Genomic DNA, 16,499 nt, shown 5'->3' on the forward strand with positions numbered 1-16,499 from the left:
CGCCGACGGGTCAGACGAGGCGCGGCACCGGGGTTCGTCGGTACGGGCTGATCGCGGCACGCATGCGCGTGACGATGAGGTCGACGATGCGCGGGTCGGGTCCGAGGGGCGCGGCCACCGCGTCGGCGCCGTAGGTCTCGAGCCGCTGGTGGAACAGTCCCGGCGCGAGCAGGTAACTGGCGACCACGACGCGGCGTCCGGTGCGGCGCGCCCTCTCGATCGCCTCGGGCACCGACGGTTGCGCGGTCGTGATGAACCCGACCTCCACGCGGCCGCCGATCAGCGACTCGAGTTGCCGTGCAGCCAGATGCACCTGGCCGCAAGCACTCTGATCCGACGATCCGGCGGCGGCCAGGACCACCGCGTCGCCCGGTTCCCAGCCGGCCTCGGCGAGTCGGAGCCGCGCCACCGCGGCGATCGACGGGTCGGGGCCTAGCGCACGGGTCACGACGGTGTCGGTTCGACCCCCCAGAGCGACGTGTTCGGGGATGTCCTTGCGAACGTGGTACCCCGATGCGAGGAAGGCCGGCACCAGGACCGCGGGCTTGTCGAGATCGGCGATCACCTCGCTGGGCGTCGGTCCGAGCACGTCGACGAAGGCGGTACGGGTGAGCCCGATCCGCGCGCCAACAGCCTCGGCGATCTCGGCGATCACGTTGACGCCGTGCGGGTTACGGGTGCCGTGGGCGACCAGCACCGGACTGACGTCGCGCAGGCGGTCGCCGTGCGGGAGCCGGACGTGGTTGTCTCGCATGTGTCCTCCCCTGGACCTGGTCATTGTCTTCGGCAGTCATTCGTCTTCGGCGTCGTACTCGAGGTCGACGGCCAGGCGGTAACCGCGTTTGACGACGGTCTGGACCATCTTCGAATCCCCCAGCGCCGCACGGAGTCGCGCGACCGCAACCTCGACGGCGTGGGTGTCGGAACTGTCGCCGGGCAGCACCGCGAGCATCTCCTGCCGCGACACCACCCGACCGGGATTGCGTGCGAGCAGTTTCAACAGCAGCAGGCCCGTCGCCGACAGGTCCTTCAGCTCGCCGTCGACGACGACGGCCTGCCCGCGGATCGCGGTGTCGTGTCCGGCGACTCGCAGCACGTGGGCGCGGCGCGGGAGCTCGTCGGTGATCAGGCGCGCGAGCGCGCCGAGCCGGAACCGGCGCGGATACGTCGTCGGGATCTGCAGCGCCTCCAGCGGACTCGCGGTCACCGATCCCACACACATCACCGGGACCGCGGTGCGCAGTGCGTGCACGAACTGCTGCAGCTTGCCGAGTTCCTTGGCGCGGGTGAGGATCGACGCCGCCGCCGGCGCACTGGTGAAGGTGATCGCGTCGAGGTCACCGCGCAGCACCTGCGCGATCATCTTGTCGATGCGCGCCACGTCGGGATGCATGTTCCAGCGGTAGACCGGGATCGGCACGACCACGGCGCCCGCGGCCCGCAGGACGGTGCAGAAGTCCGGCAGCGGTTCCCATTCGCTCGTCGCGCCGTGCAGCTGGACGGCGATCCGCACACCCTCGACGCCCTCGGCGAGCAGGTGGTCGAGCACCTCCGAGGAGGACTCGCTCTCCGGCGACCACTCCTCGCGCAGTCCCGCGGCGCGGATGGCGCCCTTCGCCTTGGGACCGCGCGCGATCAGCCTGCTCTGCGACAGCGAACGCAGCACGTCCTCGGCGTTGCCCCAGCCGTCGGCCGCCTCGATCCAACCGCGGAAACCGATGCCGGTGGTCGCCACCATGATCTGCGGCGGCGAGGCGATGATCTCCTCGGTCACCCGCTCGAGTTCGGTGTCGTCGACGAGCGGCAGGATGCGAATCGTCGGAGCCTGGACCACCCGGGCACCGCGTCGTTCGAGCAGTGCGGCGAACTCCTCGGCACGACGCGCCGCGGTGATGCCGATGGTGAATCCGGTCAGTGGTAGCGGGTCGGCGGGCAACGGGTCCGGGTCGGTCGGGTCACCGGGAAGATTGATGGCGTTCACGCGGGAAAGAACACCTCGACGATCCGCTCGACGACGCGCACGCCGTAGCTCGGCACGGAGACCGATTCGTCGTCCAGGCAGACGCCGGTCCGCAGTGCGAACACCTGCTTGCCCAGCGGCGAGGCGACCGTCGGCTCGCCGGCGCGGTCCCCGGTGAGTCCGCGCGAGAGGACCGCGGCGCGGCCGAACGGGTCGATGTTGCCGATGGCGTACAGGCGGGAACGGCCGGGTGCGGCCTCGCGGTCGGTCTCGGCGGCCGGCAGGCGGAACAGCGCCGCCTGCTCACCGCGCGGACCGAGCACCGCGACGCCGCGGCCGACGATCAGGTCGTCGATCGGGCAGGCCCGCATCCAACTCCCCTCGACCGTCCCGGGCATCTGCCCGGTCTCGTCTGGTGCGATGGTCATGTCGGCACTCCTTCCTTCACCGGCGCCGCGTCCACAACCGGCCCGGTGTCCGCGTCCGCTCCCGGACGCACCTGCGGCATGTCGAGCAGCACCGGCACCTTACGTTCGTATTCGGCGAACCGGATGGTCGGGTCGACCACGTCGGGTGCGTTCACGAACGACACGAACCTCTTCAACTTGTCCTCGTCGTCGAGCACCGCCGCCCATTCGTCGGTGTACCCGGCCACGTGCCGGGCCATCGCGTCCTCGAGTTCGGCGGCGAGCCCCAGGCTGTCGTCGCAGACGACGGCCTTGAGATGGTCCAGACCGCCGTCGAGCGACTCCAGCCACGGGGCTGTGCGCTGCAGTCGGTCGGCAGTCCGGATGTAGAACATGAGGTACCGATCAATGTAGGCGACCAGCGTGTCGTCATCCACTCCGCTGGCCAGCAGCTGCGCGTGCTTGGGACTCTGACCGCCGTTGCCGCCGACGTAGAGGTTCCAGCCGTTCTCGGTGGCGATGACGCCGACGTCCTTGCCGCGGGCCTCCGCGCATTCGCGGGCGCATCCCGAGACGCCGAACTTGATCTTGTGCGGCGACCGCAGACCCCGGTATCGCTTCTCGAGGAAGACCGCCATGCCGACCGAATCCTGGACGCCGTAGCGGCACCAGGTGGAGCCGACGCAGCTCTTCACCGTGCGAAGGCTCTTGCCGTAGGCGTGACCGGACTCCATCCCGGCGTCGACGAGGCGCCGCCAGATCTCGGGCAGCTGGTCGACGCGGGCGCCGAACAGGTCGATGCGCTGGCCGCCGGTGATCTTGGTGTACAGCCCGTAGTCGCGGGCGATCTCGCCGATGACGATGAGCTGCTCGGGCGTGACCTCGCCGCCCGGCATGCGCGGCACCACCGAGTACGAGCCGTTCTTCTGCATGTTCGCGAGGAAGTGATCGTTGGTGTCCTGCAGGGCGGCCTGCTCGCCGTCGAGAATGTGATCGCTCGACGTGGAGGCGAGGATCGAGGCGACGGTCGGCTTACAGATCTCGCAACCCAGGCCGGTGCCGAAGCGGTCGATGAGTTCGGAGAAGGTCCGGATGCCGGTGACGGCGACGATCTCGAACAGTTCGGCGCGCGACTGGGCGAAGTGATCGCACAGCGACGTGCTGAGCTCGACGCCCGACGCGGAGAGGAGCTGCTTGATGCTCGGCAGGCAGCCGCCGCAGGTGGTGCCGGCCGAGGTGCAGCCCTTGATCGCGGCGATGTCGCAGGCGCCGTCGGCGATGGCCGAGCAGATCGAGCCCTTCGACACCCCGTTGCAGGAGCAGATCTCGGCATCGTCGGGCAGCGCGTCCATGCCGACGCCGGTGCCGCCCTCGGGAGCGATCAGGGCAGCGGGGTCGCCGGGGATCTCGCGACCGACCATCGGCTTGAGCAGCGCGTAGGCCGAGGCATCCCCGACGAGGATGCCGCCGAGCAGGGTCTTCGCGTCGTCGCTGACGACGATCTTGGCGTAGCGGCCCGCGACCGCGTCGTGGTACGTGATCTCGAGCGCGTTCTCCGTGGTCGCGAACGCGTCTCCGAAGCTGGCGACGTCGACACCTAGCAGCTTCAGCTTGGTCGACAGGTCGGCGCCGGGGAAGGTCGACGATCCGCCGAGCAGGCGGTCGGCGACGACCTCGGCCGTCGAATAGCCGGGCGCGACGAGTCCGTAGCAGCGACCCTCGACCGCGGCGACCTCACCGATGGCGAAGATGTGCTCGTCGTCGGTGACGCAGTTCGTGTCGACGAGGACACCGCCGCGCTCCGCTACCGCCAGGCCCGCGTCGCGGGCGAGCTGATCGCGGGGTCGGACACCGGCCGAGAAGACGACCAGCGAGGCGTCGATCAGCGATTCGTCCGAGAGCGTGACACGCAGGCCACCGTTCTCGCCGTCGGCGATCTCCGAGGTGCCGACGCCGGTATGGACCTCGAGGCCGAGGTCGGTGACGAGGTTCTTCAGGATCGCCCCGCCGCCGGCGTCGACCTGCATCGGCATGAGCCGCGGTGCGAACTCGACCACATGCGGCTTGAGGCCCATCAGTTTCAGGGCGTTGGCCGCCTCGAGCCCGAGCAGGCCACCGCCGACCACGACGCCCGTCGCACCCGGGCCGGCCGTGTCGGCGGCCGCCCGGATGTCGTCGAGGTCGTCGAGTGTGCGGTAGACGAAACACTTGGAGTTGTCGTGCCCCGGCACCGGCGGCACAAAGGCGTAGGAACCCGTCGCGAGAACGAGTGCGTCGTAGTCGATCTCGCGTCCCGCGGAGGTCACCACCCGACGCTGCGCCCGATCGAGGCCGGTGACGGTCTCCCCCAGATGCGTGACGACGAGATCGTCACCGTCGTAGGTATTGCCGTCCAGCGCGAGCGCATCGCGCTGCCACGCACCGACGTAGGAGGACAGACCCACGCGGTCGTAGGCCGGATCGGCTTCCTCGCTGACGATCTCGACGCGCCACCGGTTGTCGGTGTCACGCTTGCGCATCTCCTGCACGAAGCGGTGGCCGACCATGCCGTGACCAATCACGACGACGGTGTTGCGGCCGGTGCTGGTCTCGCTGCTCATTGTCTACTCCCTGTGCCTTGCCTGTTGGTCGGGTTGCGCCGCGGGTGAACTCAGGCCAGCGCTTCCTTGGTGACCGGCTCGCCGGTGCCGGCGGTGGTGCCTGCGGTCTCCGCGACCGGCAGGTCGGTGGTCTCGCCGACGACGATCGGGCGTCGTGCGTAGAACCACCAGGTGACCACCGCGGCCACCACATAGAAGGTGAGAAACACCCAGAATGCCTGCGTCGCCGACTGATTGGACTTGTAGCTGGACCGCAGCACCAGGTTGATGCCGACACCGCCGAGGCCGCCGGCCGCACCGGCGATGCCGATGAGCGCGCCGGACATGCTGCGCGACCAGGTGGACTTGCCGAAGGCGTTCAGACCCGACAGCGTCTGCGCCTTGTGCTCCCAGATCGTCGGGATGATCTTGTAGACCGAACCGTTGGCGATCCCGGAGATCAGGAACAGCAGGATGAAGCCGGTGATGAAGGCCGCGAGGACACCGCCGCTGATCACCTTCCCGTTGGCGTCGGCCGACATACCGGCGATCACGAGGATCGACGCCGACGCGGCCATCGCGATGAAGCAGTACAGCGTCACCTTGCCGCCGCCGATACGGTCGGCGAGCTTGCCGCCGTAGGGACGGGCCAGCGAGCCGAGAAGCGGTCCGATCCAGGCGATCTGCGCCGCCGCGAGGGCGGGCTTGGAGGCGCCGGCAGAGGTGAAGCTGATGTTGAGGACCTGGCTGAACGCGAAACCGAAACCGATGAACGAGCCGAAGGTGCCGATGTAGAGCAGGCAGATGAGCCAGGTGTCGCGGTACTTGAGGCAGTCGATCATCGCCTTGCCGCTGGCGGTCTGATGGTCGAGGTTGTCCATGTAGATCGCCGCGCCGATGCCCGCGACCGCAAGTGCCACCAGGTAGATCGCGCAGACAAGCTCGGGCTGGTCGGCGAAGAGCCAGATGACCAGCAGTCCGATGACCTGGACGACCGGGACGCCGATGTTGCCGCCGCCGGCGTTGAGGCCCAGCGCCCAGCCCTTGAGTCGCTGCGGGTAGAAGGCGTTGATGTTGGTCATCGAGGAGGCGAAGTTGCCGCCGCCGAAGCCGGTGATGGCCGCGACCGCGAGGAACCAGCCGAACCCGAACTCGCCCGGGTTCATCATCAGCATCATCGTCAGGCCCGTCGGGATGAGGAGCACGATGGCGGAGAAGATGGCCCAGTTGCGTCCACCGAACTTCGCGGTGGCCTGGGTGTAGGGAATGCGCAGGCACGAGCCGACGAGGGTCGCGGTCGCGGCGATGACGAACTTCTGATCCATGCTGATGCCGTACTCGGGACCCATGAACAGGGCCATCACCGAGAACAGCGACCAGATGGAGAAGCCGACGTGTTCGCAGATCACCGACCAGACGAGGTTGCGCTTGGCGATCGCGGCGTTGCCGTTCTCCCAGGCGACGCGATCCTCCGGGTCCCAGTCGGTGATCGTGTGGTCACGCTTGAGCTGTGTTCTGAGGTCTGCGAAGGCCATTCGTCCCCGTCTTCCGATGCTTGGTGGTCACTGCACGAGCAGTGCGGGCTGTCTTCTCGACACGACAGCGAACTGTCATATCGGACGCCGACACCTGTGTCGTGCGACTGAGACCAAGCATCCCGGGGGCGTGTTGCGCGGATTTTCCGCGAGGTGACCGGACCGTCACGTTGTTCTCACTTCACCCCAAGGGCCCTGTGAGAACTCCGACAAACTCAGATCGGGGCTGTGAGCTGCGGTTATACGAGCAAACGTACCAGCTCGACGACCCGCTGCAACCCGGGCAGTGCGCCGGCGGTCGAGCGCGGGTGCAGCGCGTGGACGGCCAGACGGAACATCGTCGCCCGCAGCATCATCTGCGGCCACTCCGGCTGATCGGACCACCGCTGGATGAGTTCGGTGTCGGCGCCGCCCCAGGCGAGGGCGTCGACCACCGCGACCGCGGCCGCCCACGGAGCAGGTCGCCAGTACGGGACGATGTCGGTGATGCCGGGCGCCGCGGCACCGGCGAAGAGCACGGTGCCGAACAGGTCGCCGTGCACGACCTGGGACGGCAGGTCGACCGGCTTGCGAAGCTTCGCAAGGGTTCTCAGCATCTCGACGCTCTGCACCCCGTCGGGTGCGGTCGGCTCGGCCATGCCCGCGGCACGGGCCGAGCGCAACGGGACCTCCTCCCACGCGGCGCGGTCGGCGGCGGTGAAGACGTCGACGTCGGTGTGCGGCGGCGCGGGCGGCTGCAGCAGGAAGCGCGGACGTTCGAGGGTTGCGGTCGCCTCGTGCAGGCGGTCGGCGACGAGGACCACTTCGTCGTGGCGCGGCTCGGGTGTTCCGGCGATGTAGGTGTCGGCACGCCAACCCGAGACGACGTAGCGGCCGTCGGTGGCGCGGAACGGGCGTGCGATCCGCATGCCCTCGACGTAGAGCGTCTCGCGGACGGCGGCCGACCAGGCGGCGCGCGCGTGGTCGGGCACGAGCGACAGCACGACCTCACCGACGCGCCAGCCACCGATCCATGATTCGCCCATGGCGACGGGCGGATGGGAGGTGAGCCCGAACGTGTTCAACACGTGTTCGGGCGGCTCGACGGTATTCACCAGGCCAGATTACCGAGCGCAGGTGACCGATTCGAGAAGGCACGCGGTGGGAACGGCGGTCAGTAGACCGGCAACGTCTTGTCGACCTGGTTGGCCCAGGCGGTCACCCCGCCCTGCAGGTGCGTGGCGTCGGCGAAACCGGCCCGCTTGAGTGCGGCGAGTGCCTCGGCCGACCGGATGCCGGTCTTGCAGTAGAGGACCGTAGGGCGATCCTGCGGAACCTTCGCCAGGCCCTCGCCGGAGAGGATCTCGCCCTTCGGGATCAGGGTCGCGCCCTCGATCCGGACGATGTCCCACTCGACCGGTTCACGTACGTCGATGATCGCGAGCTTCTCCCCCGCGTCGATCCTCTGCTTGAGTTCGGCGGCGGTGAGCGTCGACCCGGCCGCGGCGTCGGAGGCCTCGCTGGAGACCACACCGCAGAAGTCGTCGTAGTCGATGAGGCCGGCGATGCGCTCGCCTTCCGGGTCCTTGCGGATCTTGATGGTCCGGTATGTCATGTCGAGGGCGTCGTAGACCATGAGGCGGCCGAGCAGCGGCTCGCCGATGCCGCAGATGAGCTTGATGGCCTCGGTACCCATGATCGATCCGATCGAGGCGCACAGGATGCCGAGGACACCGCCCTCGGCGCACGACGGCACCATCCCGGGCGGCGGGGCCTGCGGGTAGAGGTCGCGGTAGTTGATGCCGCGACCGTCGGGGGCGTCTTCCCAGAACACCGACGCCTGACCCTCGAAACGGTAGATCGATCCCCAGACGTAGGGCTTGTGCGCGAGCACCGCGGCGTCGTTGACCAGGTAGCGGGTCGCGAAGTTGTCGGTGCCGTCGAGGATGAGGTCGTACTGCGAGAACAGCTCGATCGCGCCCTCGGGTTCGAGTCGCTGATCGTGGATGTTCACGGTGACGTAGGGATTGATCTCGAGGATCGAGTCCCGCGCGCTCTCGGCCTTCGGGCGCCCGATGTCGGACTGTCCGTGGATGACCTGGCGCTGCAGGTTGGACTCGTCGACGATGTCGAATTCCACGATGCCGATGGTGCCGATACCCGCCGCGGCGAGGTACAGCAGCGTCGGCGAACCGAGTCCGCCCGCGCCGATCACGAGCACCTTCGCGTTCTTCAGGCGCTTCTGCCCGTCCATCCCGACATCCGGGATGATCAGGTGGCGGCTGTAGCGGGCCACCTCTTCGTTGCTCAGTTCGGCTGCCGGCTCCACGAGCGGTGGCAGCGACCCGGTGAGCGACCCTTGCGACGACACGAACGCCTCCAGTATTCGGCGAGTACACGGACTCTTGGCACAACCACCGGAAGGGTCCGCTCATTCCCGGGGTCAGCGCTTGGGGAACGGCCAGGGATTCGGGCGGCAGACGAGCGAGCGGTTGGCCTTCATGTCCGGGTCGAGAGCCATGATCTCGGAGTTGTCGGTGCCGAAGGACTGCTGCATCATCACCGGCGCGAGCGCCCCGTCCTCGCGGCACGGCTCATGCGATGCGTAGCCGAGTCCGTGGCCGACCTCGTGGTTGACGAGGTACTGCCGGTAGGCGATGTCGTCACCCTGATAGGACAGCGCCCCGCGGACCCAGCGGGCCTCGTTGAGGGTCACGCGCTCCTGCGGCGGGTAGTAGCACGAGGTCTCCAGCCTGATCTGGTACCCGCACAGTTCGCGGGTCGTGCCGGTGGAGACCAGGGTGATGCGCAGGTCCGGTTCCCCGCGGTCGATGCGCCGGAAGCTCACGCGCCCGTCGCCGATCCAGCTGCGCGGATTGGCCAGCGTCATGTCGACCATCTTCGCGAAGGTCGGGTCGCCGCCGTAGTCCTGCGGGTTCAGGCCGTTCTCCACCTCGACGGTGTAGGTGTACTCCTGGCCTCCGGTGCCGACCTTCGGTCCCGCGCCGCGCAGCACCCGGAAGGTCTGGCGGCCCTGCGTGGTGAACGGTCCGCCCTGCGGAAGGGTGCCGGCCGGCAGCGCGGCGGCCTGGATGTCGCCAGTCGGCGCACCGATCGGGCGGGTCTCGGTGTTGATGTCGGTGTTGCGGGCAGCCGAGTCCGGGTTGACCGCGGCGGTCGGGGCCAGATCGGAACCGCGCCCGTCCTGGATGGTCACCACGATCAGCGCGATCGTGAGAACCGTGAGGACCGGGATGGCGTAGGCGCGCCAGCCGTACGTCGAGACGAAGCGGCCGAGCGACGACTGCTTCTTGTACTCGGGCTGTGCCTCGCGGTCGACGCGGGGACGGCCGCTGTCATCGGTCGGGTCCCAGCGCGCCCGAAGCGGCTGGTCCGGCTTGGGGCGTCCCGACGATCTCGGGCCGACATCCTTGGTGCGCACCGGTCCCTGATCAAGGCCGGTGCCACCATCCTCTGCGCGGCTCACGGGACAACTTTCTCACAGCGGACCGCAGATACTGCGCAGGAAGGTCTCCCGAGTACGATCTTCGCCATGTCGACCGCAACCAACGCGTCCTCGGTTCCCGGACGCAGTACGCGCCTGCCTCGCAGCGCACGGCGCATGCAGTTGCTCGATGCGGCCAGTGAGATCTTCGTCGAACGCGGCTACCACGCCGCGGGGATGGACGAGATCGCCGTGCACGCGGGAGTGAGCAAACCCGTCCTGTATCAGCATTTCCCGTCGAAGCTGGACCTCTACATCGCGGTCGTCGACTCGCATGCCGAGAAGCTGGTCAGCGACGTGAACACCGCCCTGCGCACCACCACCGACAACCGGAAGCGCGTCCGTGCCGCCGTCGAGGCCTTCTTCGACTTCATCGACCAGGACAACTCCGGCTACCGGCTGATCTTCTCCTCCGATGCCTCCGACCCCGCGGTCATCCGCCGCGTCGAAGGTGCCACCGAGGCCTGCGTGGACGCAGTGTACGGCCTGGTCATGCACGATTCCGGTCTCGATCCGTACCGCTCCCGCATGCTCGCCTCCGGGCTCGTCGGGGCCAGCCAGGTCAACGCGCGCTACTGGCTCGAGGCCAAGCGTCCCGTGGACAAGCAGACGGCCGTCGACACCACCGTCGCGTTGCTCTGGGGCGGTCTGTCCCACTTCCCGCGCCAGGCCGCACCGCAGACCGACGCGGAGACCCCGGCGGAGGACACCGACTACGGTCAGTCCTGAACTCAGACGACAGACCCAGACCGACGACAAGGGTCCGGTGCGACCTTCGCGAGTGATCGCGAGGTGCGCACCGGACCCTTGTTCGTTGGTCTGTGTCCCGCCTCAGGAACCGAACCCGACGCGACGGTTCTCCGACGCCCCGACCTCGACGTAGGCGATCTTGGTGACCGGGATCAGGTAACGGGCGCCCTTCTCGTCCACCAGGGCCAGCAACTGCTGCTTGCCGCCGAGTGCCGCCTCGACCTCGGCATAGGCCTTGTCGCTGGTCAGCGACGTCGCGACGGTCAGCTCACGCGGGCTGTCGGTGATGCCGATCTTCACTTCCACGGCCATGTGCCGCCCTCCTCCGGTGTCAACAACGCTTGCCGCACAAGGCTAGTCCAGCGGTCACGGGACCGGACAGCCGCTCCGCTGACAGCGAAAAAGCAAGGGAACGAGCGGATTGGTCAGCCGAGACCGAGATCGGCCATGCGCTCGCCGTGTTTGGCCGCGACCGCGTCGAAGAAGTGGGCGACCCCCGACAGCGAGGAGCCCCCGGAGAACAGCAGATCGGTGACCTCCTCCTCGGCCGCGAGCACCCACTGCGCATGGGTGATGGCCTCGCCCAGCAGACGGCGCCCCCACAGGACCAGCGCGGACTTGATCGACGGATCGGCCTCGACGGCCGCCCGGACCTGCTCGCGGGCGAACGCCGAGTTGGCGGTCTCCGCCATCACCTCGGCCATCACGGTGCGCGAGTCGGGCGGGAGCATGTCGGACAGCTCGACGTAGAAATCGGAGGCCAGACCGTCACCGACGTAGGCCTTGACCAGCGCCTCGTACCAGGTCTTCGGGGTGGTGGCCCGGTGGTACTGGTCGAAGACCGACCGGTACCGTTCCACCGCCTCGGCGGCGGTGAGGCCCGTCATCGTCTCGACCCGCTCGGCGAGGCGGTCGAAGTGGCCGACCTCGGAGGCGGCCATCCGCGCGATCGCGATCTTGCTGGGCACGTCGGGAGCCATCGCCGACTCCTCGATGAGCCGATGGAAGGCGGCGAACTCGCCGGCCAGCAGCACCGCGAACAGCTTCCCGACCACGCGGTCCTGGGTCTCGATCGCAGCTACCGGGGTGATGTCGGAGGGGTCGGGTACAGGCGCCATGAGGTGATGGTAGCGGCCTCTCCGGAAGCACCAAGTACACTCGACTTCGGTGCACTCCGACGGGACCCCCCGGCGCCTGCCCGCTGAGCTGCGTGATCATCGCGTGCTCGCCGGCGCGAGCGTGTGGATGCGGCCGATTGGATGTGACGACGCCCCCTCGCGATCTCCTCGCGGGATCGAGACAGCGAGTTCCTCGCCGGATCGAAGAGTCCGTCTCACGACACCTCGGTCGAATCCCCGGTGCCACCACGACATTTGCGCGCGCACTTTCGAGCTTTTTCCTCGTGCGCGCAGGAATCACACGCGCGCAAGAGACTGGCCAGAAAGGCAACACACGCATATGAGCGATTCGGCCGTGCAGACGACCATCGTCGACGAAACCCACACCGCCCCCACCTTCGCCGAACTCGGCGTGGACGAGCGCATCGTCTCGGCACTCGCCGACGACGGCAAGACCCAGACGTTCGCCATCCAGGAACTGACCCTCCCCCTCGCCATGGGCGGGGACGACCTCATCGGTCAGGCCCGTACCGGCATGGGCAAGACCTACGGCTTCGGCATCCCGCTGCTCCATCGCCTCGCCAACGCCGAGGCAACGGGTGTCCGCCCCCTCGACAACACCCCTCGCGCGCTGATCATCGTGCCCACCCGCGAACTCTGCGTGCAGGTCACCAGCGACCTCGAGATCGCCGCCCGCAAGACCGACGTCACCCTTGCCCCCGGCGCCGGGAGCGGAGCGAGCGGGCCGAAGGACACTGGCACCAACCGCATGCTGAAGATCACCTCGATCTACGGCGGCCGCCCCTACGAGGCGCAGATCGCCGAACTGCAGTCCGGCGTCGACGTCGTTGTGGGCACCCCGGGCCGCCTCCTCGACCTCGCCCAGCAGGGACACCTCGTGCTCGGCAAGGTCTCGATCCTCGTCCTCGACGAGGCCGACGAGATGCTCGACCTCGGCTTCCTGCCGGACATCGAGCGGATCATGTCCGCGCTGCCGACGCCGCGTCAGACGATGCTCTTCTCGGCGACCATGCCCGGCCCGATCGTCACCCTGGCCCGCACCTTCCTGCATCGGCCGACGCACATCCGGGCCGAGAACGCCAACGACTCCGCCGTGCACGACCGCACGAAGCAGTACGCCTACCGTGCTCACGCGCTGGACAAGGCCGAACTCGTGGCCCGCATCCTGCAGGCCGACGGTCGCGGCGCGACGATGATCTTCACGCGTACCAAGCGCACCGCCCAGAAGGTCGCCGACGACCTCGCCGAGCGCGGATTCAAGGTGGGCGCCGTGCACGGCGACCTCGGTCAGATCGCCCGTGAGAAGGCCCTCGGCCGGTTCCGGAACGGCACCATCGACGTCCTCGTCGCCACCGACGTCGCCGCCCGCGGCATCGACATCGACGACGTGACCCATGTGATCAACTACCAGTGCCCCGAGGACGACAAGACATACGTCCACCGGATCGGCCGTACCGGCCGCGCGGGCCGCACCGGGATCGCGGTGACCCTCGTGGACTGGGACGAGCTGCACCGCTGGGAGCTCATCGACAAGGCCCTCGGACTCGGCATCCCCGAGCCCGCGGAGACCTATTCCACCTCCGAGCACCTGCACGAGGAGATGTCCATCCCGGACTCGGTCACCGGCCGGATCGTGGCCGCCAAGCCGGCGCGCGACCCGAACGAGACCCGCGAGACGCGCGAGGATCGGGAGCCGCGTAAGCGTTCCACCCGCACCCGTCGTCGTACCCGCGGCGGCCAGGGCGACGATGCCGCAAGCGCCGAGACGACCAAGAGCGAGACCACCACGAGCGAGACCACCACGAGCACCACCGACGACGCCGAGGCGAAGACCTCCGGGGACGACACCGCCGAGGGAACCTCGAAGCCGCGTCGTCGCCGTCGCCGTCGGGGCGGCGCCAACCGCGCGACGGCGGGCGAGGGTTCGGGTGCAGGCTCCGACGCGACCCCGGTCGCCGCACAGTCCGCACCGGCCGCAGCCGAGTAACCCACCACGAGTCCACGCGTGGCACGCGTCAAACCGGAGCGGCGCCGGCCGATCGATCTCGCGATCACCGCGACCATCATCGTGCTCGTCGCCGTTGCCGGGCTGATCGCCTGGCTGGTGAGCCCCGTCCGCGGGACGACCAGCGTTCAGGCGCAGTCCACCCCACCCGAGGTCGAACAGCCCGCGGCGGTTCCGGACGCGTTCGCGCCGCGCTGGCAGGCCGCCTCCGACGCCACCGTCGTCCCGGCGATCGCCGATTCGGTGGTGGTGACCGGCGACGGCGGCACCGTCGTCGGACGCGACCCCGCTTCGGGGGACGAACTGTGGTCCTATCGCCGGGACCTCGACCTCTGCGTCGTCGACACCGCCTGGACCGCCAGCACCGACCTCGCGCTCGCGGTCTACCGCAACTCGCGGGGCTGCTCGGAGGTCACCGCTCTCGACGCGAAGACCGGTGCCCGCAAGGGCTCCCGGACCAGTGACGCCGACGACGAGCTCCGGCTGGTCAGCGACTACGGATACGTGGTCGCCCAGGGCTCCGGGCGACTGGAGACGTGGGGTTCGAACCTGGTCCGCGGCATCGAGTACGGCCGCGTGGAGGCACCCGTGCGCCCCGAGGACGAGGCCAAGCGCAAGGACTGCGTCATCTACTCCTCGGCCATCACCGGCGACCGCCTGTCCGTCGTCGAACGCTGTGCCGACGACCCGGGCTACCGGCTGACCGTGCTGGGCGCCCTCCTCGACGACGACGAACGCGTCGAGCAGTACGGTTCGACGCTGATCACCGGCGACGTCAGCGGACCTCCGCCGGTGGTGATCGCGATGTCGTCGACGGGTATCGCCGTCTACGACGGCGGTGCGAGTCCGGCCGAACCACCGGCGCTCGGCGGTGACAGCGGACCGTCGATCCGCCGCTTCGACTCCGAGGGCGTGGCCACCGGCTCGAACACCGTCGCCGGGGACGCCATTCCTCCGAAGGACAGCGTCCCGCTCGGGGGCGACGGCGTCGTCACCTACTGGACCGGCAAGGCCACCGTGGTGCTGGATGCGCAGAGCCTCAAACCGATCTACCAGGTACCGGCGACACTCGGCCCCGGTGAGGTGATGGCGGGGCAACTCCTGCTGCCGAGTGCGTCCGGGATCAGCGTGCGCGACGTGGCCGGTGGACGTGAGATCCGGTCGATCCCACTCACCCGCAGCACCGCACCGGACGGCGTGGTGAGCCTGCGGGTCATCGGCGAGATGGTCGTCGAACAGCGCGGCACGACGGTCGAGGCCTTCGGACCGGCCTGACGTCGTCCCCTCAGAAGTCGAGGGTCCGCACGTCCTCCCCCGCGTCCCAGTGCTTCCACAGGTTCTCCGCGAGTTCGCGATATGCGGTGGCGCCCTTGTTCTTTCGTCCCCGCATGACCGAGGCACCGGAAGCCGACGCCTCGGCGAAACGGACCGTGCGCGGGATCGGCGGGTTCAGCACCGGAAGGTCGTAGCGATCGGCGACGTCGGCGAGGACGTCGCGGCTGTGCGTGGTCCGCGCGTCGAACAGCGTCGCCACCGCACCCAGCATCGTGAGGTCGGGGTTGGTGATCTGCTGGACCTCGCGGACGGTGCGCAGCAACTGCCCGACACCACGGTGGGCGAGCGTCTCGCACTGCAGCGGGACGATCACCTCGTCGGCCGCGGTCAGACCGTTGAGCGTGAGCACGCCCAGCGACGGCGGGCAGTCGACGATGATGACGTCGAAGTCCTGCCCGACCTCGGCGAGTGCCCGCTTGAGTGCGTACTCACGTCCCGGCCGCATCAGCAGCAGCGCCTCGGCACCGGCCAGGTCGATGGTGGCGGGCAGCAGCGTCACCTTGTCCTCGGTGTCGAGGAGTACGTCGGCGATCTCCTCGTCGCCCAGCAGCACATCGTGCACCGAGGACTCCAGTTGATCGGGATCATGGCCGAGGGAGAAGGTGAGACAGCCCTGCGGGTCGAGGTCGACGACGAGGACCGACACGTCGAGGTCGGCAAGTGCGGCTCCGAGGGACTCGACCGTGGTGGTCTTGGCGACCCCACCCTTCTGATTGGCAATCGCAAGGATGCGCGTCATGTGCCCTACTGTACGGGCGCCCGCCCGGGCGTCGACATATAAGAGTCAGGGTTGCGGTAACAACTGGGTCAACTGATCGGGATGCCCGATCCCGCGACCGGTGAAGGGCTCAGTGGTCGGGCTCGAGATCCCCGGCGAGCCACCGCACGGCGGCCGGGCTGAACAGCATCACCAGCCCCGCGATCGCCGCGAGTGCCAACGGCACGCTGAACACCGGCCAGCCGCTGGTGTACAGGTAGTACGCGACCGGAAGCAGCAGGATCTGGGCGACCATCGCGATCGATCGACCCCAGCGCCGACCCGCCAACAGGGCCACGCCGCCGACGAGGACGCCGCCACCGATGATCCCGAACCAGATGGCGGTGCCGTAGCCGCTGATGGCCGTCTCCTCGTGTCCGGCGAGCCCGCGGATCACCAGGATCACCGCCACCGCGACGCCGACCAGGCCTTCCACGGTGGTCACCGCGCCGGCCACCTTGATCTGGGTGGGCGTCACCGACGGATCGACGTCGATCTCAAGCCGGTCCTGCTCCGGGCGGTCCTTCTCCGTGCTCACGCGTCCAGGG

15 protein-coding genes are annotated in these 16,499 nt (G+C 68.7%); 3 read left to right on the plus strand and 12 right to left on the minus strand.

Annotated elements, in window-relative coordinates; translation table 11 throughout:
* Positions 1–10 precede the first annotated feature (10 nt).
* The 8 genes from GKZ92_RS17145 to GKZ92_RS17180 form a co-directional block, all read right to left on the minus strand.
* Positions 11–754: a sirohydrochlorin chelatase gene (locus tag GKZ92_RS17145; RefSeq protein ID WP_006360080.1), complete on the minus strand. Its 744-nt coding sequence runs from the start codon at positions 752–754 to the stop codon at positions 11–13.
* Positions 755–790: 36 nt separating this feature from the next.
* A complete protein-coding gene (locus GKZ92_RS17150) occupies positions 791–1,981 on the minus strand; it encodes a uroporphyrinogen-III synthase (protein WP_006360081.1) in 1,191 nt (396 codons plus the stop codon).
* On the minus strand, positions 1,978–2,388 hold the full coding sequence (locus GKZ92_RS17155; RefSeq protein WP_006360082.1) for a nitrite reductase (NAD(P)H) small subunit: 411 nt from the start codon (positions 2,386–2,388) through the stop codon (positions 1,978–1,980). Before GKZ92_RS17155 ends, GKZ92_RS17150 begins: the two co-directional genes overlap by 4 nt.
* The gene (gene nirB / locus GKZ92_RS17160; protein ID WP_155225468.1) at positions 2,385–4,967 is read right to left on the minus strand and encodes a nitrite reductase large subunit NirB; all 2,583 of its coding nucleotides are present in this window, start codon (positions 4,965–4,967) and stop codon (positions 2,385–2,387) included. The genes GKZ92_RS17155 and nirB overlap by 4 nt, the downstream gene beginning before the upstream one ends.
* Positions 4,968–5,017: 50 nt before the next feature.
* Positions 5,018–6,481 carry a nitrate/nitrite transporter gene (locus GKZ92_RS17165; RefSeq protein ID WP_155225469.1) on the minus strand — a complete coding sequence of 488 codons (1,464 nt, stop codon included), beginning with the start codon at positions 6,479–6,481 and terminating at the stop codon, positions 5,018–5,020.
* 239 nt (positions 6,482–6,720) lie between these two features.
* Positions 6,721–7,575 (minus strand): TIGR02569 family protein, encoded by an 855-nt coding sequence (locus GKZ92_RS17170; protein WP_006360085.1) that lies wholly within the window; start codon positions 7,573–7,575, stop codon positions 6,721–6,723.
* Between the two features lie 59 nt (positions 7,576–7,634).
* Positions 7,635–8,831: an adenylyltransferase/sulfurtransferase MoeZ gene (moeZ, locus tag GKZ92_RS17175; protein WP_035755135.1), complete on the minus strand. Its 1,197-nt coding sequence runs from the start codon at positions 8,829–8,831 to the stop codon at positions 7,635–7,637.
* Positions 8,832–8,903: 72 nt separating this feature from the next.
* Positions 8,904–9,947, minus strand: coding sequence for a DUF3152 domain-containing protein (locus tag GKZ92_RS17180; RefSeq protein WP_035755133.1), 1,044 nt, complete (start codon positions 9,945–9,947; stop codon positions 8,904–8,906).
* Positions 9,948–10,013: 66 nt separating this feature from the next.
* On the opposite strand from GKZ92_RS17180, the gene GKZ92_RS17185 reads away from it, so the two are divergent.
* Positions 10,014–10,694: a TetR/AcrR family transcriptional regulator gene (locus GKZ92_RS17185; protein WP_075863905.1), complete on the plus strand. Its 681-nt coding sequence runs from the start codon at positions 10,014–10,016 to the stop codon at positions 10,692–10,694.
* 102 nt (positions 10,695–10,796) lie between these two features.
* Here GKZ92_RS17185 and GKZ92_RS17190 read toward each other — a convergent pair whose 3' ends face one another.
* Positions 10,797–11,027, minus strand: a complete 231-nt coding sequence (locus GKZ92_RS17190) for a DUF3107 domain-containing protein (protein WP_006360089.1) — start codon at positions 11,025–11,027, stop codon at positions 10,797–10,799.
* A gap of 113 nt (positions 11,028–11,140) precedes the next feature.
* Positions 11,141–11,833 carry a ferritin-like fold-containing protein gene (locus GKZ92_RS17195; RefSeq protein ID WP_006360090.1) on the minus strand — a complete coding sequence of 231 codons (693 nt, stop codon included), beginning with the start codon at positions 11,831–11,833 and terminating at the stop codon, positions 11,141–11,143.
* Positions 11,834–12,173: 340 nt separating this feature from the next.
* Between GKZ92_RS17195 and GKZ92_RS17200 the strand changes: the two genes are divergently transcribed.
* Both GKZ92_RS17200 and GKZ92_RS17205 read left to right on the plus strand, forming a co-directional pair.
* Positions 12,174–13,841, plus strand: a complete 1,668-nt coding sequence (locus GKZ92_RS17200; protein ID WP_155225470.1) for a DEAD/DEAH box helicase — start codon at positions 12,174–12,176, stop codon at positions 13,839–13,841.
* A gap of 18 nt (positions 13,842–13,859) precedes the next feature.
* Positions 13,860–15,134 (plus strand): Rv3212 family protein, encoded by a 1,275-nt coding sequence (locus GKZ92_RS17205; RefSeq protein WP_006360092.1) that lies wholly within the window; start codon positions 13,860–13,862, stop codon positions 15,132–15,134.
* Between the two features lie 10 nt (positions 15,135–15,144).
* On the opposite strand, the gene GKZ92_RS17210 is transcribed toward GKZ92_RS17205, so the two are convergent.
* Together GKZ92_RS17210 and GKZ92_RS17215 are read right to left on the minus strand one after the other, a co-directional pair.
* Positions 15,145–15,933 carry a ParA family protein gene (locus GKZ92_RS17210; RefSeq protein WP_006360093.1) on the minus strand — a complete coding sequence of 263 codons (789 nt, stop codon included), beginning with the start codon at positions 15,931–15,933 and terminating at the stop codon, positions 15,145–15,147.
* Between the two features lie 109 nt (positions 15,934–16,042).
* Positions 16,043–16,489: a hypothetical protein gene (locus GKZ92_RS17215; RefSeq protein WP_035755124.1), complete on the minus strand. Its 447-nt coding sequence runs from the start codon at positions 16,487–16,489 to the stop codon at positions 16,043–16,045.
* Positions 16,490–16,499: the final 10 nt, after the last annotated feature.

Origin of the sequence: Gordonia sp. 135, assembly GCF_009720185.1 — a bacterium.
Classification (GTDB): domain Bacteria; phylum Actinomycetota; class Actinomycetes; order Mycobacteriales; family Mycobacteriaceae; genus Gordonia; species Gordonia alkanivorans.